The sequence below is a fragment of the Streptococcus sp. HMSC36C04 genome, assembly GCF_001839535.1.
GTDB classification, from domain to species: Bacteria; Bacillota; Bacilli; order Lactobacillales; family Streptococcaceae; genus Streptococcus; species Streptococcus hominis.
Map to the genome: position 1 here is coordinate 69,175 of NZ_KV841588.1, position 20,528 is coordinate 89,702.

The window sequence follows — 20,528 nt, forward strand, 5'->3', positions numbered from 1 at the left end:
TTATTAAGAATCAAGTGAATTGGAAACGGAATTTATGGATTGCTTGGCTGGGGAACTTTTTTATAGGTGCTAGCCTGTCACTAGTTGTTCCCTTTATGTCTTTGTATGTGGAAGAATTAGGTGCTAGAGGCTCCATGGTTGAATTTTATTCAGGTTTGGCGGTTTCGAGCACAGCTTTGACAGCCGCTCTTTTATCTCCTGTATGGGGAAGTTTAGCTGATAGGTACGGTCGCAAACCAATGATGATTCGAGCTGCTTTTGCAATGACTTTTACCATGGGAGGCTTGGCTTTTGTGCCAAATGTATTTTGGCTCATTGTATTGAGACTGTTAAATGGGGTGTTTTCTGGTTATGTACCAAATAGCACGGCATTGATTGCTAGTCAAGCGCCTAAAAAGCACTCTGGATATGCTTTGGGAACATTGTCAACAGGTGTCGTAGCGGGGACGCTGATGGGACCTCTTTTAGGAGGAATGATTGCTCAGAGTTTGGGAATGAGAAATGTCTTCCTTTTGGTTGGATTTTTCTTGTTTGTTGTTACTTTGTGGACCATTTTTGGGATAAAAGAAGATTTTCATCCTGTTTCTAAGGAAAAAGAAGTTTCGACCAAGCAACTATTTCAACGAATTCCTCAAAAATCAATCCTTTTTGGTTTGTTCATTACTAGCATGGTGATTCAGATGATTGGGCAGTCCATTTCCCCTATTCTGACGCTTTATATCCGTTCTTTAGGGCAAAAAGAAAATCTGCTGCTAGTATCTGGTGCAATCGTTTCAGCTATGGGGGTCTCAAGTATATTTTCTTCTAGTTGGTTAGGAAAATTAGGGGATAAAATAGGAAACCACCGTTTGCTCTTGCTGGCTCTCTTGTATAGTTTTGTTATTTATATTTTTTGTGCGAGGGCTGGTACGCCGCTTGAATTGGGAATTTATCGTTTCCTGTTTGGTCTGGGAACGGGGGCGCTTTTGCCTGGAGTTAGCTCTCTGCTAAATAAAATCACTCCCAAAGAAGGTATTTCCAGAATTTTTAGTTACAATCAAACATTCTTCTATATTGGAGGTGTTATTGGTCCTCTAATGGGCTCAATGATTTCTGTACATTTTGGCTATCATTGGGTTTTCTATAGTACAGCAGGCTTAGCATTATTGAATTTTTTCTTTTTATTATTTAGTTTTAGAAAGTATTTAGGAGTGAGAGAAATCAGTGCGGGTAAAGATTAATTTAAAATGTTCAAGTTGTGGCAGTCAGAATTATTTAACAAGCAAAAATATGAAGACTCATCCAGAGAAAGTTGAAGTCTTAAAGTATTGTCCTAAGGAAAGAAAAGTGACCTTACATCTTGAATCAAAATAAATTTTATGGTAAAATAGATGAGATTTTAAGGAGTTTGATATGTATAATTTATTATTAACCATTTTATTGATTTTATCAGTATTTATTTTAATTGCAATTTTTATGCAACCTACAAAAAATCAATCAAGTAATGTATTTGACGCAAGTGCAGGAGATTTGTTTGAACGACCAAAAGCAAGAGGCTTTGAAGCAGTTATGCAGCGTTTGACGGGAGTGATGGTTTTCTTTTGGTTGTTGATTGCACTAATGCTGACAATCTTATCTAGTAAATAAAATGGGCTCTGACTTTGTCTTTGCCTATTTTTTCTGTAGTAGATGAGAAAAGGCAACTTAAAGTTTAGAAAACATAAGAGAAAAGGAAAGAATGAAAGAAGAAATTTTAAGCTATTTAAGAGAGAAAAAAGAAGCTAGCATAGATGAACTGGCGCAGGGGTTAGGGAAAGAAAAGGCAAAAGACTTTAGAAACCTAGTTAAAACGATTTCTGAAATGGAGCGAAAACGTCAGTTGAGCTTTAGCAATGCAGGCAAAATCCAGCTTCACAAAGAAAAGCAAATGCTTACCTTGAAAGGAACCTTTCATGCCCATAAAAATGGCTTTGGCTTTGTTACCTTAAATGAAGAAGAGGATGATCTTTTTATTGGTCGCAATGATGTCAACTATGCGATTGATGGTGATACGGTAGAAGTTGCAATTACTAAGGTTGCAGATCGCAGCAAGGGAACATCTGCTGAAGCGAAGGTTATTGATATTTTGGAACACAGCTTAAAAACAGCAGTGGGTCAGCTTATCTTAGACGAAGAGAAGCCTAAGTATGCTGGCTATATTCGATCAAAAAATCAGAAAATCAGTCAACCTATTTATATCAAGAAGCCTGCTTTGGTTTTGGATGGAACAGAGATTTTAAAAGTAGAGATTGATAAATATCCAACTAGAAAGCATGACTATTTTGTAGCTACTGTTTTAGATGTGGTCGGTCATAAGGATGATCCAGGGATTGATGTTCTGGAAGTTTTGGAGTCCATGGACATTGTGTCTGAGTTTCCAGAGAGAGTGTTGAAGGAAGCATCAACGATTCCAGAGACGTTGTCTGAAAAGGATTTAGAAGGACGTTTAGATCTACGTAATGAAATTACCTTTACCATCGATGGGGCAGATGCGAAAGATTTGGACGATGCAGTTCATATCAAGAAGCTATCAAATGGACATTTTGAACTGGGAGTTCATATTGCAGATGTTTCTTACTATGTTCAAGAAGGTTCTGAATTAGATAAGGAAGCGCTCAATCGAGCAACATCTGTTTATGTGACGGATCGAGTAGTACCTATGCTGCCTGAACGCCTATCAAATGGCATCTGCTCGCTCAATCCTAATGTAGATCGACTGACGCAATCGGCTATCATGGAGATTGACCAAAAAGGTCGAGTTGTCAAGCATACCATTACACAAACAATCATTAAAACCACTTTTCGTATGACCTATAGCGATGTGAATGACATGATTGCAGGAGATAAGAAAAAACGAGCAGCTTTTAAAGCAATTTTACCGAGTGTTGAAGCAATGGCGGAACTTCATGCAATTCTTGAGCGGATGCGATACAAGCGCGGAGCTCTTAATTTTGATACGAAAGAAGCTAAAATTTTGGTCAATAAGACTGGGCGTCCAGTAGATATTGTTTTGCGGCAGCGTGGACTTTCGGAGCGTATGATTGAGTCCTTTATGCTAGTCGCCAATGAAACAGTAGCAGAGCATTTTGCTAGATTAAACCTGCCCTTTATCTATCGGATTCATGAAGAACCTAAAGCTGAGAAAGTGCAGAAGTTTATTGATTATGCTTCTACTTTTGGCGTTCGAGTTTACGGAACTGCTAATTCTATGAGCCAATCTGCCCTTCAGGATATTATGAAAGCAGTCCACGGTCAGCCTTATGAAGAAGTGCTGTCTATGATGCTTTTGCGCTCCATGCAGCAGGCTCGTTACTCAGAGCACAACCACGGTCATTATGGCCTAGCTGCCGAGTTTTATACGCACTTTACTAGTCCGATTCGCCGTTATCCAGACCTTTTGGTTCATCGCATGGTGCGTGATTATGGCTGTTCTAAGGAAATAGCAGAGCATTTTGAGCAAGTCATTCCAGATATTGCCAGTCAGTCTTCCAGCAGGGAACGGCGAGCTATTGAAGCAGAGCGAGAAGTAGAAGCTATGAAAAAGGCTGAGTTTATGGAAGAGTTTGTCGGAGAAGAATTTGACGGTATCGTGTCTAGTGTTGTTAAATTTGGTCTTTTTGTTGAACTCCCCAATACAGTTGAAGGCTTGATTCATGTAACCAACTTGCCAGAATTTTTTCACTACAATGAACGCAATCTAACTTTGCAGGGCGAAAAGTCAGGTGTTGTTTTCCGTGTCGGTCAACAGATTCACATTAAGCTAGTTCGGGCTGATAAGGCTACGGGAGAGATTGACTTTGAATACCTACCTAGTGAATATGATGTGATTGAAAAGAGAAAGCAATCCAATCGTGATAGGCATCAACAGTCGCATCAAGATAACAGAGGACGAAGAGACAAGTCTCCGAAAGGAAAAGTTTCTAGGGATAAGAAATCAAAGAAAAACAAGGGCAAGAAACCCTTTTATAAAGAAGTGGTAAAGAAAGGATGCAAGAATGGCAAAGGGAGAAGGAAAGGTCGTAGCGCAAAATAAAAAAGCACGACACGACTATACCATTATTGATACGATTGAAACAGGCATGGTTCTGACCGGAACTGAAATCAAAAGTGTGCGGGCTGCACGAATTAACCTGAAAGACGGCTTTGCTCAAGTCAAAAACGGAGAGGTCTGGCTCAGTAATGTTCATATCGCTCCCTATGAAGAGGGCAATATCTGGAATCAAGATCCTGAACGTAGGAGAAAATTGCTATTGCATAAAAAGCAAATCCAGAAATTAGAGCAGGAAACGAAAGGAACTGGAATGACTTTGGTTCCCCTCAAAGTTTATCTTAAGGACGGTTATGCCAAGTTACTTTTAGGATTGGCTAAAGGGAAACACAACTATGATAAGCGTGAATCCGTTAAACGTCGTGAGCAAAATAGAGACATTGCTCGGACGATGAAGGCTTATAATGTGAGATAATGTACAAGATATAAAAATCGGAAGTTGTTTCCGATTTTTTAGTAGTTCGAGGTAGTTGATTGGTCAATCTTTCTCAAAAACCCTTTTCTAACATGGCAAAAGCTGAAAAAATTTTTCAGCCTTTTTATTTATTTTACGAATAAACAGATAAAGTAAATTTTCATTCAGTTTAGGAGGAAAAATGTTAGAGGTAATCATCACAAAAATAAAAGAGTATAAAATTTTAGTTGGTTTAAGCCTGATTGGTTTGATAATAGCAGGATTTTTTATGATAAATGGTCAATCTAGTAGACAATCAAATGTAGCAGAGCTCGCACAGGAAACAGTTACGAGTTCGGAGGCAGAATCAAAAGAAATTTCAACTAGAACGAAGAAAAACTCACAGAAAGAAAAAGCAGAGACTCAAACGAGTTCAAGTGAAGAATCAGAATTTTTAACCGTAGATGTCAAGGGTGCAGTCAAAAATCCAGGTATTTATCAACTGAAAAAGACTAGCCGTATCAATGATGCAATTCAAAAAGCGGGTGGTTTAACGACAGACGCTGACAGCAAGTCTATCAATTTGGCGCAAAAACTAACAGATGAAGCTGTTGTTTATGTGGCAACTGTTGGCGAGAATGCGACAAGTGTTGCAAGCGGAACAGGACAATCTTCAACGTCAGGAACTAGTAAAGTCGCATCGCAAAAAGGGAATAAGGTCAATCTAAATACAGCTGATTTATCTGAGTTGCAGACCATTTCTGGCATCGGTCAAAAACGTGCGCAAGATATTTTAGATTATCGTGAGGCAAACGGGAAATTCAATTCAGTTGATGACCTGAAAAATGTATCAGGAGTTGGTGCCAAAACACTAGAAAAATTGAAAGAATATGTCACAGTGGATTAAAAGATTTCCGATTAAGCCAATTTACATAGCTTTTTTGCTTGTCTGGTTATATTTTGCAATCTACCAAAGTAGTTGGTTAGCTTGTCTTGGTTTTATCTTTCTGGTGATTCGTCTTTTTCGCTTTTATTCACCGAAAGAATGTTTCATGACCTTCATGATCCTCTCTTGTTTTGCTGGTTTTTTCTTTGTTCGTAGGGAAATGGTAGAGCAGAAGACGAAAGTAGAACCCTCTCCCGTAAGACAAGTAGCAGTTCTACCTGACACGATTAAGGTAAATGGAGATTCACTTTCTTTCCGTGGTAAAACAAATGGGCAGACTTATCAAGTTTACTACAAATTGAAATCAAAGGAAGAACAGTTGGCTTTTCAAAATCTCTCTAGTCTGGTTATATTGACCGTTGAAGGGGAATTTGAAATCCCTGAGAAGAAGCGTAATTTTGCTGGTTTTGATTACCAATCCTATTTAAAAACGCAAGGGATTTATCGAATTTTAAAAGTGGATACCATTTTATCGAGCCAAGATCGAATCAGCTTGCACCCTTGTGAGTGGCTTTCTAGCTGGCGAAGAAAAGCTCTAGTATTTATCAAGAAGCATTTTCCAAATCCGATGAGTAATTACATGACAGGACTCTTATTTGGTGCCTTGGATACAGACTTCGATGAAATGAACAATCTTTACTCTAGCTTGGGGATTATTCATTTATTTGCGCTGTCTGGCATGCAAGTTGGCTTTTTTATGGAGGGTTTTCGTAAGTTGCTGTTAAGGCTGGGTCTTACACAGGAAATGGTTCATAAATGCCAATATCCATTTTCTTTCTTCTATGCGGGAATGACTGGATTTTCAGTATCCGTTGTACGGAGCTTAGTTCAGAAATTATTGTCGCAACATGGTATCACTAAGTTAGATAATTTTGCTTTAACGATGATGATATTGTCCTTGATTATGCCTTCCTTTCTTTTAACGGCGGGAGGAGTTCTCTCTTGCGCCTATGCTTTTGTTATTAGTGTGATAGATTTTGAAAGTCTGACTTCTTGGCGAAACATTGTTGTAGAGAGCAGTGTCATTTCGCTTGGTGTTTTACCGATTCTAATCTTTTATTTTGGTGAATTTCAACCTTGGTCTATTTTGTTGACATTTGTTTTTTCACTGATTTTCGATGCAATGATGTTGCCAGGATTGACGTTGATTTTTCTTTTTTCGCCTTTGATAAAGCTAACTCAGGTCAATTTTCTATTTGAAGGGTTAGAAAATAGCATTCGTTGGATAGCAAGTGTCTTTGGCAGACCAATCGTTTTTGGGCAACCCAGTCCGCTTTTGCTGATTGTTATGCTACTTGTACTGGCTATTTTGTATGATATTAGAAAAAATAAAAAATGGGTAATATTTCTTAGTCTGCTTCTTTCATTACTCTTTTTCATAAATAAATTTCCCTTGCAAAATGAGATCACAATGGTTGATGTTGGGCAGGGAGATAGTATTTTTCTGAGAGACTGGAAAGGACGAAATGTATTGATTGATGTTGGTGGACGTGAGGAAATTAGAACAAAAGAAGCTTGGCAAAAACGAGCAACTAGCTCAAATGCAGAGAAAACTTTGATTCCTTACCTAAAAAGTCGTGGCATAGATATGATTGATACTTTAGTCTTAACAAATCCTAATCCAGATTATGCAGGAGATGTATTAGAAGTTGCTAAAAAATTTGCAATAAAGAAAATTTATATTTCCAGAAGTAGCTTGAGCAATGCAGATTTCCTAAAGAAATTAAGGGAGACAAATACATTCATTCATGTCGTAAAACAAGGTGACAAACTTCCTATTTTTGATCATCATTTGCAAGTTCTTTCGGGTGCTAGCAAGAACGACCATTCGATCGTTTTATATGGTCAGTTTTTCCGTACAAGATTTTTATTTGCGAGCGACTTGAAAGAAGAGGGCGAAGCAAAGTTAATGCAGCATTATCCAAAGTTGAAAACAGATGTTTTGAAAGTCGGACAGCATGGAGCCAAGGACTCATCAAGTTCAAAATTTTTGCAAAAAATAGAACCAACGGTTGCGCTCATTTCTGTTGAGAAAAATAATCAATCTAAGCAACCTAGTCAAGATACAATAGAGCGATTTGCACAATTGCCTGCTAAACTCTATCGGACAGATGAACAAGGGGCAGTTAAATTTTCAGGGTGGACAAACTGGCGATTAGAGATGGTCAAGTAATTGTTCTCTAAAAATTAATTTCCGTTGATTTATTAGGAAAAGTATGGTATTCTATTAAAAATTTAAAAATTAGGAGATTTATGATGTTTACCGCTTATAAAAAATTTTGGACTCACTATGCTGATTTTGAAGGAAAATCAACTAGATCTGACTATTGGTGGTCTGTTTTATGCAATGCTTTAATTACCCTTCCATTTGTGATAATAGCTTTTGGAGCGATTATGACAGCGATTTTCAGTGCTATTCAACAAGCAGCTTACTATGAAGGAGGGAGTGGTTTTGATCCAAGCGTCTTTATAGCTGGATTAGGTTCTACACTTTTCGTCTTTGTTTTATTGAGTTTATTTGGGATAGCAACTTTAATCCCAAATTTGGCGATTATTGTGCGTCGTTTGCGGGATGCTGGCTATCATTGGGCATTTATCTTTTTATATGCAGGTCCTATACTTTTGATGTGGGTTCCAATTTTAAATATTTTGGCTGCCGTTGCTATGTTACCATGTTCTATCGCTTTAATTGTCCTACTTTGTATGCCAACTAAAGTACAACCTATGGTTTACCAAGGACAATTTACAACGCAACAAGCACAACCTCAGCAACAATCTGTTCAAGCACAACAATTTACTCAACCACAAGAACAAGCAGTTGAACCTGAAATAACACCAACTCAACCTCAACAAGAATCTGCGATTACCACTGAAACTCCAGAACAAGTTGTTCAATCAGATGAGAAAGAGTTGGACTCAGCTATCTCTGAAGATAACTAAACTAGAAATGCTCCAATAATGTATTGGGGTGTTTTTTAGAAATGACGATTTTTTTTAATAACATTTTTAGGATTTACTCCTGAATAAGCCAATCTTGCATCTTATTTATCCCATTAGAAAAATGACCTATTTAAGCCAATTTTTAGTCTTTATTTGGATCATTGTGAAAATCAATGATAAGGCAAATGATAGCAATCGCAAAAATAAATAATCCAAATCCGATAATAGTTTTTATTATGATATTTGAAAAGTAAAATAAAGCAATAATCAAAAGTAAAAATACAATAAACCAAGACCACATAATAAACTTCCTTTCTGTCTTCATTATAACACAGGTGAATCTTTTTATATTATTTGAGATAATGTATGTCGCCTGTAGAGAGTTATGTTAGATTTCTTTTGAATGTAAAAAAAGATTGGTTTAAACGTTGAAAAGAAGTACTACTTTTCTTTCACTAAAGCAATTGATTTCTACACAAAAAGTCAGCTAAATGAAGGAAAATTTGGTATGATAAAGATAATTATGTAGATAGGAGAATGACCATGGAAAATAAGGTACGCTATAATTGGGCAACTTTAGGTACAGGTGTGATTGCTAATGAATTGGCACAGGCTTTGCAGCAGCTAGGTGGAAAGCTCTATTCTGTTGCTAACCGAACACATCAGAAAGGCTTGGACTTTGCACAAAAATACGGTATTGAAAAAGTTTATGATCAGATTGATGACGTATTTAAGGACGAAAATGTGGATATTATTTACATTTCCACGCCACATAATACGCATATTGATTTTTTACGAAAAGCATTAAAAAACGGAAAACATGTTCTATGCGAGAAGTCCATTACGCTCAATTCAGAAGAATTGGAAGAAGCGGTTTTATTAGCCGAGCAAGAACACGTCGTTTTGGCAGAAGCGATGACGATTTACCACATGCCAATCTATCGACAATTGAACAACATCATTTTTAGTGGTCAATTGGGTGATTTAAAAATGATTCAAATGAACTTTGGTAGTTACAAAGAATACGATATGACCAATCGTTTCTTTAATCGTCAGCTTGCAGGCGGTGCACTGTTAGATATTGGCGTGTATGCCTTGTCATTTGTTCGGTGGTTTATGACATCTAGCCCTCATCAAGTCCTTTCGCAAGTAAAATTTGCACCAACAGGCGTTGACGAGCAAGCAGGGATTCTTCTAACGAATGCCCAAGGAGAAATGGCGACTTTGACCTTGAGTCTTCATGCTAAACAGCCCAAGCGTGGAACAATTGCTTATGATAAGGGCTACATTGAAATGTATGAATATCCTAGAGGGCAAAAGGCGGTTATTACTTATACTGAAGATGGGCATCAAGAAGTCATTGAAGCTGGAAAGACGAGCGAAGCTTTAATGTATGAGGTTCTTGATATGGAAGCGGCAGTAGCTGGCGACAAAAATGAGATGCATTTGGATTACAGCCGTGATGTCATGAAAATGATGACGGATTTGCGAAAAGAATGGGGAATGACCTATCCTGAGGAAGAAAAGTAATCGAGTATGAAAGAGGAGAAACAATGGAACACTCAGCTTGGCATAGTTTGATTAAGCAACAATTGCCTGACGGCTATTTTAGTAAAATCAATTATTTTTTAAATCAAGTTTATTCATCAGGCACAATCTATCCACCGCGTGAAAAAGTTTTTAATGCGATTCAGACGACGGATTTAGCAGATGTAAAAGTAGTGATTTTGGGGCAAGATCCCTATCATGGTCTGCGTCAAGCGCAGGGGCTGAGCTTTTCAGTACCAGATGATATTCCAGCACCGCCTTCTCTTCAAAATATTTTGAAAGAGTTAGCAGATGACATTGGCATCAAAGAATCTCATGATTTGACACCTTGGGCACGGCAAGGAGTCTTGCTGCTGAATGCCAGTTTGACCGTTCCTGCTGGGCAAGCAAATGGACATGCCGGTCAAATCTGGGAACCGTTTACGGATGCTGTGATTAAGGTTGTCAATGAAAAAGATACACCTGTTGTCTTTATACTCTGGGGCTCTTATGCACGCAAGAAAAAAGCCTTGATCACTAATCCTAGACATCTCATTTTAGAATCTCCTCATCCGAGTCCCTTATCTGCTCATCGTGGATTTTTTGGTAGCAAACCTTTTTCTAAAACAAATGCCTTTCTAACGTCTCAAGGGATAGAACCGATAAATTGGTTATTGTAAGTAGTTTTATATAGTGGTATTTTTGAAAGGAGAAAAATGGTTAAATTAGCAACGATTTGCTACATTGACAACGGCAAAGAATTTTTATTGCTACATCGAAATAAAAAGCCTAATGATGTCCATGCTGGTAAGTGGATTGGTGTTGGGGGTAAGTTAGAGAAAGGTGAAACGCCGCAGGAGTGTGCTGTAAGAGAAATCTTAGAAGAAACAGGCTTGCGAGTCAATAAGCCAATATTAAAAGGTATTATCACGTTTCCAGATTTTACACCTGATAATGATTGGTACACGTACGTATTTAAAGCGACAGAATTTGAGGGAGAACTGATTGACTGCGATGAAGGTACTTTGGAATGGGTACCTTATGAAGAAATCTTATCCAAGTCAACTTGGGAAGGAGATTATACGTTTCTATCTTGGATTTTAGAAGATAAACCATTCTTCTCGGCTAAATTTTCTTACAAAGGAGAGAAGTTGGTGGAGAGTCATGTTGATTTTTATGGAGAATAAGGAGAAAAGTGCATGTTGTTAATTAAAAATGGTCGCGTTATGGATCCAAAATCTGGTTTTGATAAGGTTTGCGATGTCCTAGTTCAGGATAAAAAAATTCTTCAAATTGGTCAGGATTTGAAGGCAGAACATACTCAGGTGATTGATGCGACTGGATTGGTGGTAGCGCCAGGGCTGATTGATATTCATGTTCATTTTCGTGAACCTGGTCAGACGCATAAAGAAGACATTCATACGGGTGCTTTAGCTGCGGCAGCGGGTGGATTTACAACGGTTGTCATGATGGCAAATACCACTCCAACGATTTCAACAGTAGAGACGTTGAAAGAAGTAATAGAATCTGCCCATCGTGAAAACATTCATATTAAGTCTGTCGCGACCATTACAAAGAATTTTGATGGACAGCATTTGACAGATTTCAAAGCGCTTTTGGAAGCGGGAGCTATTGGTTTTTCAGATGACGGAATTCCATTAAAAAGTACAAAAGTGGTACGCGAAGCTTTGGAAGAAGCTGACAAAAATGGTACATTTATCTGCCTTCACGAAGAGGATCCAGAACTCAATGGTATCCTTGGATTTAATGAACAGATTGCCAAAGAACATTTTGGATTTTGCGGTGCGACTGGGGTCGCTGAATATAGTATGATTGCGCGTGACGTGATGATTGCTCATGCAACCAATACTCATATTCATATCCAGCATTTATCAAAAGCAGAAAGTGTGAAAGTCGTGGAATTCGCTCAGCGATTGGACACTCACGTAACAGCAGAAGCAGCGCCCCAGCATTTTTCTAAGACAGAAGAGCTATTGTTGTTAAAAGGTAGCAATGCCAAAATGAACCCGCCACTTCGTTTGGAATCAGATCGTTTAGCTGTCATTGAAGGACTTAAGTCTGGAGTTATTTCAGTCATTGCGACAGACCATGCACCTCATCACGCTGATGAAAAGAATGCAAAAGACATCACCAAAGCACCGTCTGGTATGACAGGTCTAGAAACGTCACTTTCGCTTGGTTTGACTTATTTGGTGGAAGCAGGTCATTTGACACTCATGCAGTTGCTGGAAAAAATGACAATTAACCCAGCGCAACTCTATGATTTTGAAGCGGGCTATCTTGCTGAGAATGGTCCAGCCGATCTCACGATTTTTGATGCAAATGCCGAACGCATGATAACAGAAGATTTCGCCTCAAAAGCGGCTAATTCACCATTTATCGGTGAAAAATTAAAAGGTGTTGTTCACTATACGATCTGTGATGGGCAAATTGTCTATGGAAGCAAATCATCATAACAAGCATAAGGTTGGAAGTGTTTTTCAACCTTATTGTATTTTAAATTTCTTATAATTTTTAGAAAATTTTCTGTTTATTAGGATAAAAAATGATACAATAGAGAAGTTAAAATAGTCCCGAAAAGGTAGTCAAAGGTTAAATATTAACCATAGAGACTAGTGCTTTGTAACTTTTTAACGTAAGTCTGTTTACAGATTTTCAAGTAACTTCCTAGCAATAATAGAATTTTTAGGAGGGAATATTTCATTAAAAGGGGGACATGAATATGTCAGAACGTAAACTTTTCACGTCTGAATCTGTATCTGAAGGACATCCAGATAAGATTGCAGACCAAATTTCAGATGCTATTTTAGATGCTATCTTGGAGCAGGATCCAGAAGCTCATGTGGCTGCTGAGACAGCTGTCTATACAGGCTCTGTCCATGTTTTTGGGGAAATATCCACAAATGCTTATGTGGATATTAACCGCATAGTTCGCGATACAATTGCAGAGATTGGTTATACAAAAGCTGAATATGGTTTTTCAGCAGAAACGGTGGGGGTGCATCCGTCGCTTGTTGAGCAATCACCAGATATTGCTCAAGGGGTAAATGAAGCCCTTGAAATTCGTGGAAATGCTGAACAAGATCCGCTTGATTTGATTGGTGCCGGTGATCAGGGGCTGATGTTTGGTTTTGCTGTAGATGAAACACCTGAACTAATGCCGTTGCCTATTTCTCTCAGTCACAAATTAGTCCGTCGTTTAGCAGAGCTTCGCAAATCTGGAGAAATTTCCTATCTTCGTCCGGATGCAAAATCTCAAGTAACGGTTGAATACGATGCAAACGACAAACCTATACGTGTGGATACTGTTGTTATTTCCACTCAACATGACCCAGAAGTAAGCAATGAGCAGATTCATCAAGATGTGATTGAAAAGGTGATTAAAGAAGTGGTTCCAGCAGAGTATTTAGATGAAAAAAGTAAGTTTTTCATCAATCCAACTGGTCGCTTTGTTATTGGCGGACCTCAAGGAGATTCTGGTTTAACTGGACGTAAAATTATCGTTGATACATATGGCGGTTATGCACGCCACGGAGGTGGGGCTTTCTCTGGAAAAGACGCCACAAAAGTCGATCGTTCCGCTTCTTATGCAGCGCGTTATATTGCCAAGAATATTGTTGCAGCAGGATTAGCTAAGAAAACAGAAGTTCAGCTAGCCTATGCTATCGGAGTCGCACATCCAGTATCAGTCCGCATTGATACTTTTGGCACAGGTACAGTTTCAGAAAGCAAGATTCAAGAAGCAGTTCGACAAATCTTTGATCTTCGTCCAGCGGGTATTATTCAAATGCTTGATTTGAAACGACCAATTTACCGTCAGACTGCTGCCTATGGGCACATGGGACGTACAGATATTGACCTGCCGTGGGAAAAACTTGATAAAGTAGATGCTTTGAAAGCAGTTGTTGCAAAATAAAGAAGAAGTTAGGATACAAGTCTCTTGTTTATAAATTTTTTATGAGGCATTTTATAATCAGCCGCAGTTGCAATCTGACTTAAAACGTATTTATTTGTGCCGATTATATTAGTGTTATCTGCAAACTCCAGCAGTTCCCTAGATTGTCGGATCTAGTTATCATTTTGAGGAGCGGGACAAAATTGATTTTTGTCCCGCTCTTTTTAGAATGCCACCAAAATAAAAGAGTTTTGTAATCATTATATAACAAGAATAACAAGTTAAAAGAGATTTCTTTAAAAGGATAGGATTTTCACAGAAACTGTGTTATAATAAAGTGCAGTATATTTGATTATAAATTCCTTGAAAGAGCTAAAAATGAAAAAAATTGTAATTAATGGTGGTCGCCCCTTAAAAGGAGAGGTGACTATTAGTGGTGCTAAAAATAGCGTAGTCGCTTTAATTCCGGCAACAATTTTATCCGATGAAATCGTGACATTGGACTGTGTGCCAGATATTTCCGATGTTGTGAGTTTGATTGACATTATGGAAGCTATGGGAGCTACTGTTGAGCGCCAAGACGATACGCTGAAAATTGATCCTCGTGGGATAAAAAATATGCCTATGCCTTATGGTAAAATCAATAGCTTGCGTGCTTCTTATTACTTTTATGGCAGTTTGCTTGGACGCTATGGCGAAGCAACAGTTGGCTTGCCTGGTGGCTGTGATTTGGGACCTCGACCGATTGATTTGCATATCAAAGCTTTTGAAGCTATGGGGGCTACCATGACCTATGAGGGAAATTCCATGAACCTTTCGACAGGTGGCGAGCGGCTTCATGGAGCTAGTATTTACATGGATACAGTAAGTGTCGGAGCTACCATTAACACCATGCTTGCAGCAGTAAAAGCAAAAGGGCGCACCGTTATTGAAAATGCGGCTCGTGAGCCTGAAATCATTGATGTAGCAACACTTTTGAATAATATGGGAGCACACATTCGAGGAGCTGGTACGGATATTATTGTCATTGAAGGTGTTGACAAACTTCATGGTACTCGTCATCAAGTCATTCCAGATCGAATTGAAGCAGGAACTTATATCTCAATGGCTGCTGCAATTGGTGAAGGTGTGCAAATCAACAATGTCCTTTATGAACACTTAGAAGGCTTTATTGCGAAATTAGAAGAAATGGGAGTCCGCATGACTGTTTCTGAAGATAGTGTGTATGTCGAAAAGCAACATGATTTGAAAGCAATCAATATTAAGACGGCTCCTTATCCAGGCTTTGCTACAGACTTGCAACAGCCTATTACGCCACTTTTGTTGACAGCTAAAGGACGTGGCTTAATTATTGATACGATTTATGAAAAGCGAGTAAATCATGTCCCTGAGTTAGCAAAAATGGCAGGAAAGATTTCAACGAGTACCAATCATATTGTTTATGAAGGGCCTAATCAATTGCAAGGTGCAGCGGTCAAAGCGACTGATTTGCGGGCAGGAGCAGCTCTTGTAATTGCAGGCTTGCTAGCTCATGGAAAAACCGAAATTACAAATGTAGAATTTATTTTACGAGGTTATTCAAATATTATTGAAAAGTTGACGAGTTTAGGAGCAGATATTCAGCTTGTCGAAGAATAGATTCGAAACAACGTTGACATGATGAGGTGAAATAGCCCAGTTGGCGTACCAACTGGGTCTTATCTTTAGAGGTAAGATATGAATTTGTGGACAAAATTGGCGGAATTCGCCTTTATAGAAACAGAACATTTAGTATTACGTCCATTTTCCTTTATGGATAGTGAAGATTTTTATAAAATTGCCTCCAATCCTGAAAATCTACGCTTCATTTTTCCTGTGCAGGCTAATTTACAAGAAAGCCAACATGTATTGGCTAATTATTTTATGAAACATCCTCTTGGAATTTGGGCGATTTGTGATAAAGCTTCTGAGAAAATGATCGGATCTATCAAATTTGAAAAGATAGACGAAATCAAGGGCGAAGCAGAGCTTGGTTATTTTCTTCGGCATGATTATTGGGGACATGGTCTGATGACTGAGTGCGTCAAAAATATTGTTTATTTGGCATTTACACAGTTTGATTTGAAGCGACTTTATATTATAACTCATCTGGAAAACAAAGCCAGCCAAAGAGTTGCCGAGAAGACAGGATTTTCTTGTAGGCGGCAGTTCAAGGGGAGCGACCGTTATACACGTAAAATGCGGGATTATTTAGAGTTTTGCTATGAAAAAGGAGACTTTCATGAGTAAACATCAAGAAATTATCGCTTATTTGGAAGAATTACCAGTAGGAAAGCGTGTTAGTGTACGCAGTATTTCCAATTATTTAGGAGTAAGCGAGGGGACTGCTTATCGTGCGATTAAAGAAGCTGAAAATCGTGGATTGGTAGAAACACGTCCTCGTAGCGGCACGATTCGCGTAAAATCTCCCAAAGTAGAGCTGGAGCACTTAACATTTAAAGAAATTGCTGAAATTACGAGATCAGAAGTCTTAGCTGGTCAAGACGGACTTGAAAAGGAATTCAGTAAATTCTCAATCGGGGCAATGACCGAGAAGAATCTTTTGCGTTACTTAACGGAAGGAGGTCTCTTGATTATTGGAGACCGCACCCGTATTCAGTTATTGGCTTTGAAGCATGAAAATGCTGTTTTAGTGACGGGTGGCTTAGAAGTGAGTTCTGATGTTTTAAAATTGGCGAACCGCTTAAGCATTCCTGTTCTAAGATCCCAACATGATACCTTTACAGTTGCAACGATTATCAATCGTGCTCTATCCAACATGCAGATCAAAACAGATATTTTAACCGTGGAACAGGTTTATCGTGGTAGTCATGAGTATGGTTTCTTAAAAGATACAGATACCGTTCGTGATTTTATGGATTTGGTTCGGAAAAACCGTAGCAGTCGTTTTCCTGTTGTTAATCAGCATAATATGGTCGTTGGCGTGGTGACTATGCGTGATACTGGTGACAAGTCTCCTCACACTATTTTGGACAAAGTTATGACAAAAAATATCTATGCCGTTACTTTAAACACCAGCATTGCCAATGTTAGCCAGCGCATGATTACAGAAGACTTTGAAATGGTGCCAGTCATTCGGAGCAATCAAACTCTTCTTGGAGTCATTACGCGTCGCGATGTCATGGAAAAAATGAGTCGGGAACAAATCTCCAGCCTACCGACTTTTAGTGACCAAGTCTCTCAAAAACTTCGTCATATCAACAATGAATTTTCTTTTGTTGTGGAACCTTTTATGTTAGAAAGTAACGGTGTTTTATCTAACGGGATTCTAACAGAGATTTTAACGACAGCAACACATCAATACATGACATCTGGCAAGAAAAATATTATTATTGAGCAGATGATGATTTATTTCTTGCAAGCTGTTCAGATTGATGAAACTTTGACGCTTCGACCAAGAATTGTCCGACAAACACGGCATTCTGCTATTTTGGATTACGATATTTACCTAAAACTTCAACTGGTTGCAAAAGCAACAATTACAGTAAAAATAAATTAATACCTCAGATATTAAGGAGAAAGAATGATAACTTTAAAATCACAACGTGAAATTGATTTAATGGAAAAAAGCGGTGCATTTCTCGCCAGTATTCATATCGGTTTAAGGGATTTGATTAAGCCAGGTATTGACATGTGGGAAATTGAAGAATACGTCCGCAGACGTTGTCAGGAAGATAATGCTCTTCCGCTTCAAATTGGTGTAGAAGGGAGCATCATGGACTACCCTTATGCCACTTGCTGCTCATTGAATGACGAAGTGGCACATGCTTTTCCACGCCACCAAAAATTAGTTGAAGGTGACTTAATTAAAGTAGATATGGTTGTTGGCTTGGTTGATAAAGCAGAATTGGATGTTTCTAAACTCGATTTCAACAATGTAGAGCAGATGAAACACTATACAGAAAATTTCCGTGGAGGTGTTGCGGATTCTTGCTGGGCTTATGCAGTTGGTCAAGTGAGTGAAGAAGTGCACCAACTGATGGACGTGACAAAAGAATGCCTTTATCGTGGAATTGAAGCTGCTCAAGTTGGCAATCGAATTGGTGACATTGGTGCAGCGATTCAAGAGTATGCGGAAAGTCATGGCTATGGTGTCGTTCGTGACTTGGTAGGACACGGTGTTGGACCAACCATGCACGAAGAGCCAATGGTGCCTCATTACGGACGTGCTGGACGCGGATTGCGTCTTCGTGAAGGCATGGTTTTGACAATTGAGCCGATGATTTCAACAGGTACTTGGGAGATTGACACAGATTTTGAAACGGGTTGGGCTCACAAAACGCTGGACGGTGGACTTTCTTGTCAATACGAACATCAATTTGTGATTACCAAAGATGGTCCTGTTATCTTAACCAGCCAAGGAGAAGAAGGAACTTATTAAAAATAAGAATGGAAAGGGGCTTTTTGCTCTGTATTCTAGTAGGAGACGAGATGAAAAAGTTTGTTTCTAAGATTGGACAGAACCCGTTTTTACAATCCTTTTTTAAATTTTATCAAGCATCAGAAATTGATTTGACAAGCATTGCGGTGGCATATTATTTGCTAATTTCGATTTTTCCGTTGCTATTGATTGTTGTGAATATATTGCCTTATTTTCAAATTCCGATAGCAGAATTTTTGGAAGCAATGGAAGATGTTCTGCCTGAATCGCTGTATGAAGTCGTTGCAAAGGTTACCCGAAATTTGCTAACTCAGCCTTCTTCTGGCTTGTTGAGTTTTTCTATCCTTTCGGCTCTATGGGCATTTTCACAATCAATGTCATTTTTGCAAAAAGCATTTAATAAAGCTTATGGTGTTGCAAAAGATAGAGGTCTGATATCACATAGATTATTTAGTTTAGTCATTAGCTTGGGGTTGCAATTTCTCTTTGCCTTGTCTCTTTTACTGACAATGTTTGGGAGAATGTCGCTTCGCTTGCTTCATAGCTTTTGGGAGTTTGACGATCAACTATATGCCAGTTTACAAAGAATGACCCAGCCGACTATTTACACCTTGCTGTTTCTTTCTTTACTGATGCTTTATTACTTTTTACCCAATGTAAAAATCAGGAAAATCCGCTATGTTCTGCCAGGAACGATTTTTGTAGTTTTTACGATTGGGGTATTGTTAAATTTATTTTCTGTTTATTTGGACACTTATGTAAATCACTTAATGGATGTTCGATTTTTTAGTTCCATTTTTGTTGTCGTCGTCATGATTTGGTTTACCTTCATTGCCCAAATTATGATTATTGGGGCAATCTTAAATGCAAGTTACCAAGGATGTCACGAAAAAGAATTTGAAACGAGACACAAACAACTGACAACGAGACTTATAAAAAATAAAGAGAAGTTCAAATGAAACTTCTTTTTTTGTGGTTATTTTATTGCATTTGCAATAAAATGTGGCAAAATATTGCTTAAGGAGGCAATATGACGATTTTGCGAGAGATTTGGTATTATCGCCCGAGCGTTGGATTCAATGGCGAATATTGAATTTCGCCATGTTGATTTGGCCAAAGGGCAGTATCTTTATTTGGTTCGTATCGTAGAAAATCCCGGTATTATTCAAGAAGAACTTTCGGATTTGCTGAAAGTTGATCGGTCAACCGTTGCTCGCTCCGTCAAAAAATTAGAGAATAAAGGTTTGATTGAAAGAAGAAGTGCAGCTGGAAATTTAAAAAATAAAGAGCTTTTTGCGACGGATACAGGAAAAAAACTTTATCCGTTTATCTTAGCAGAGCACATTTATTCTGAGCAGCAAGCTTTGACAGGATTTTCAAAAGAAGACGCCCAAATGTTAGAAGATATGTTAGCAAAGGTGCGACAGAATATTACTGATGATTGGGAATTGGTTAAAAAAGGACAAAAAAGAAATTATTGAGAGGTGTAAAATGAAAGTCACAGTTGAAAATGAATTTTGGGAATTATTCCCTCAAGCGCAAATTAGCATTATGGTTGTTAAAGGTTTGGATAATAGCGTTGACGAAAGCAAAGACCCTTATTTTAAATCTTTGTTAGACAAGGGAAGCAAGCGTGCAGAAGATTTTATCGTAGATGAAACCTTTACGCAAAATGACGTGATTCAAGAATGGCGTGGTGCTTTTAGTAAGTTTAAAACTAAAAAAGGTGCGCGTTCTTCTATTGAAGCTCTTTTAAAAAGGGTAAGTCAAGGTCGTGAGTTCAATCCAATCAATCCATTGGTGGATATTTATAATAGTGTATCACTTTCCTATGCCGTTCCTTGTGGTGGTGAAGATGTTGCTAAGATTCAAGGAGGGTTGCATCTTGGAAAAGCGCAAGGAGGCGAACCCTTCTTTCCACTTGGTGCAGAGACGGATGCACCAGCTCTTCCAGAAGAGATTATCTATTATGATAATGAAGGAGCGGTTTGTCGCTGCTTTAACTGGCGGGAAGCGCAACGGACAATGCTGACTGAAGGCACAACGGACGCAGTACTAGTCATCGAGGCTATCAATGAAGATCAAGCCAAACGCGCGCAAGCGGCTATGCAGGAATTGCAAAGTTTGGTTGAAGATTATTTTGGAGTCAAAGGAGAAATCACTCATCTAACAATTGACAATCCAAGTGTAGACATTTAAGAAAAAAAAGAGCCTTAAAGCTCTTTGAAATTGCAGACAAACCACCATTGAGGTAGGTTTGTCTTTTTAATTCGTTGATTTATTTTTAAATGATAAATTGTAAAATATAGTGCAACAAAA

At 38.4% G+C, this 20,528-nt stretch carries 19 protein-coding genes and 1 pseudogene; all 20 read left to right on the forward strand.

Features of this window, described 5'->3' with window-relative positions:
• The first annotated feature begins 14 nt into the window (after positions 1–14).
• The 20 genes and pseudogenes from HMPREF3249_RS04465 (at position 15) to HMPREF3249_RS04555 (ending at position 20,408) form a co-directional block, all read left to right on the forward strand.
• Positions 15–1,220: a multidrug efflux MFS transporter gene (locus HMPREF3249_RS04465; RefSeq protein WP_180363194.1), complete on the forward strand. Its 1,206-nt coding sequence runs from the start codon at positions 15–17 to the stop codon at positions 1,218–1,220.
• Positions 1,204–1,353: a 50S ribosomal protein L33 gene (gene rpmG / locus HMPREF3249_RS09205; protein ID WP_003024746.1), complete on the forward strand. Its 150-nt coding sequence runs from the start codon at positions 1,204–1,206 to the stop codon at positions 1,351–1,353. The genes HMPREF3249_RS04465 and rpmG overlap by 17 nt, the downstream gene beginning before the upstream one ends.
• A 39-nt stretch (positions 1,354–1,392) precedes the next feature.
• Positions 1,393–1,626 carry a preprotein translocase subunit SecG gene (gene secG / locus HMPREF3249_RS04470; RefSeq protein ID WP_003024744.1) on the forward strand — a complete coding sequence of 78 codons (234 nt, stop codon included), beginning with the start codon at positions 1,393–1,395 and terminating at the stop codon, positions 1,624–1,626.
• Positions 1,627–1,717: 91 nt separating this feature from the next.
• Positions 1,718–4,051, forward strand: a complete 2,334-nt coding sequence (gene rnr / locus HMPREF3249_RS04475; protein WP_059220686.1) for a ribonuclease R — start codon at positions 1,718–1,720, stop codon at positions 4,049–4,051.
• Entirely contained in the window at positions 4,014–4,481 is a 468-nt protein-coding gene (gene smpB / locus HMPREF3249_RS04480; protein WP_049533944.1) for an SsrA-binding protein SmpB, read from the forward strand. The genes rnr and smpB overlap by 38 nt, the downstream gene beginning before the upstream one ends.
• 181 nt (positions 4,482–4,662) lie before the next feature.
• On the forward strand, positions 4,663–5,367 hold the full coding sequence (locus tag HMPREF3249_RS04485) for a helix-hairpin-helix domain-containing protein (protein ID WP_049533946.1): 705 nt from the start codon (positions 4,663–4,665) through the stop codon (positions 5,365–5,367).
• Positions 5,351–7,579 (forward strand): DNA internalization-related competence protein ComEC/Rec2, encoded by a 2,229-nt coding sequence (locus tag HMPREF3249_RS04490; protein ID WP_059220688.1) that lies wholly within the window; start codon positions 5,351–5,353, stop codon positions 7,577–7,579. The genes HMPREF3249_RS04485 and HMPREF3249_RS04490 overlap by 17 nt, the downstream gene beginning before the upstream one ends.
• Positions 7,580–7,659: 80 nt before the next feature.
• Positions 7,660–8,346 carry a DUF805 domain-containing protein gene (locus tag HMPREF3249_RS04495; RefSeq protein ID WP_224785099.1) on the forward strand — a complete coding sequence of 229 codons (687 nt, stop codon included), beginning with the start codon at positions 7,660–7,662 and terminating at the stop codon, positions 8,344–8,346.
• 543 nt (positions 8,347–8,889) lie between these two features.
• Entirely contained in the window at positions 8,890–9,876 is a 987-nt protein-coding gene (locus HMPREF3249_RS04500; protein ID WP_059220690.1) for a Gfo/Idh/MocA family protein, read from the forward strand.
• 23 nt (positions 9,877–9,899) lie between these two features.
• The gene (locus HMPREF3249_RS04505; RefSeq protein ID WP_049533954.1) at positions 9,900–10,553 is read left to right on the forward strand and encodes a uracil-DNA glycosylase; all 654 of its coding nucleotides are present in this window, start codon (positions 9,900–9,902) and stop codon (positions 10,551–10,553) included.
• A gap of 36 nt (positions 10,554–10,589) precedes the next feature.
• Positions 10,590–11,060, forward strand: a complete 471-nt coding sequence (locus HMPREF3249_RS04510; protein ID WP_049533957.1) for an NUDIX hydrolase — start codon at positions 10,590–10,592, stop codon at positions 11,058–11,060.
• A gap of 12 nt (positions 11,061–11,072) precedes the next feature.
• Positions 11,073–12,350, forward strand: coding sequence for a dihydroorotase (locus HMPREF3249_RS04515; protein WP_070497022.1), 1,278 nt, complete (start codon positions 11,073–11,075; stop codon positions 12,348–12,350).
• 266 nt (positions 12,351–12,616) lie between these two features.
• Positions 12,617–13,810 carry a methionine adenosyltransferase gene (gene metK, locus HMPREF3249_RS04520; RefSeq protein ID WP_022525427.1) on the forward strand — a complete coding sequence of 398 codons (1,194 nt, stop codon included), beginning with the start codon at positions 12,617–12,619 and terminating at the stop codon, positions 13,808–13,810.
• 357 nt (positions 13,811–14,167) lie between these two features.
• On the forward strand, positions 14,168–15,427 hold the full coding sequence (locus tag HMPREF3249_RS04525; protein ID WP_049533963.1) for a UDP-N-acetylglucosamine 1-carboxyvinyltransferase: 1,260 nt from the start codon (positions 14,168–14,170) through the stop codon (positions 15,425–15,427).
• A gap of 78 nt (positions 15,428–15,505) precedes the next feature.
• Complete coding sequence (locus HMPREF3249_RS04530; protein ID WP_049533965.1) at positions 15,506–16,057, forward strand: GNAT family N-acetyltransferase; 552 nt, start codon at positions 15,506–15,508, stop codon at positions 16,055–16,057.
• On the forward strand, positions 16,050–17,327 hold the full coding sequence (gene spxR, locus HMPREF3249_RS04535; protein ID WP_059220694.1) for a CBS-HotDog domain-containing transcription factor SpxR: 1,278 nt from the start codon (positions 16,050–16,052) through the stop codon (positions 17,325–17,327). Before HMPREF3249_RS04530 ends, spxR begins: the two co-directional genes overlap by 8 nt.
• 24 nt (positions 17,328–17,351) lie before the next feature.
• Entirely contained in the window at positions 17,352–18,209 is an 858-nt protein-coding gene (locus HMPREF3249_RS04540; protein WP_059220696.1) for a methionyl aminopeptidase, read from the forward strand.
• Between the two features lie 50 nt (positions 18,210–18,259).
• Entirely contained in the window at positions 18,260–19,168 is a 909-nt protein-coding gene (locus tag HMPREF3249_RS04545) for a YihY/virulence factor BrkB family protein (RefSeq protein ID WP_003042389.1), read from the forward strand.
• A 71-nt stretch (positions 19,169–19,239) separates the two neighbouring features.
• Positions 19,240–19,690, forward strand: a pseudogene (locus tag HMPREF3249_RS04550) (MarR family winged helix-turn-helix transcriptional regulator).
• A gap of 10 nt (positions 19,691–19,700) precedes the next feature.
• Positions 19,701–20,408: a B3/B4 domain-containing protein gene (locus HMPREF3249_RS04555; protein ID WP_049534082.1), complete on the forward strand. Its 708-nt coding sequence runs from the start codon at positions 19,701–19,703 to the stop codon at positions 20,406–20,408.
• Positions 20,409–20,528: the final 120 nt, after the last annotated feature.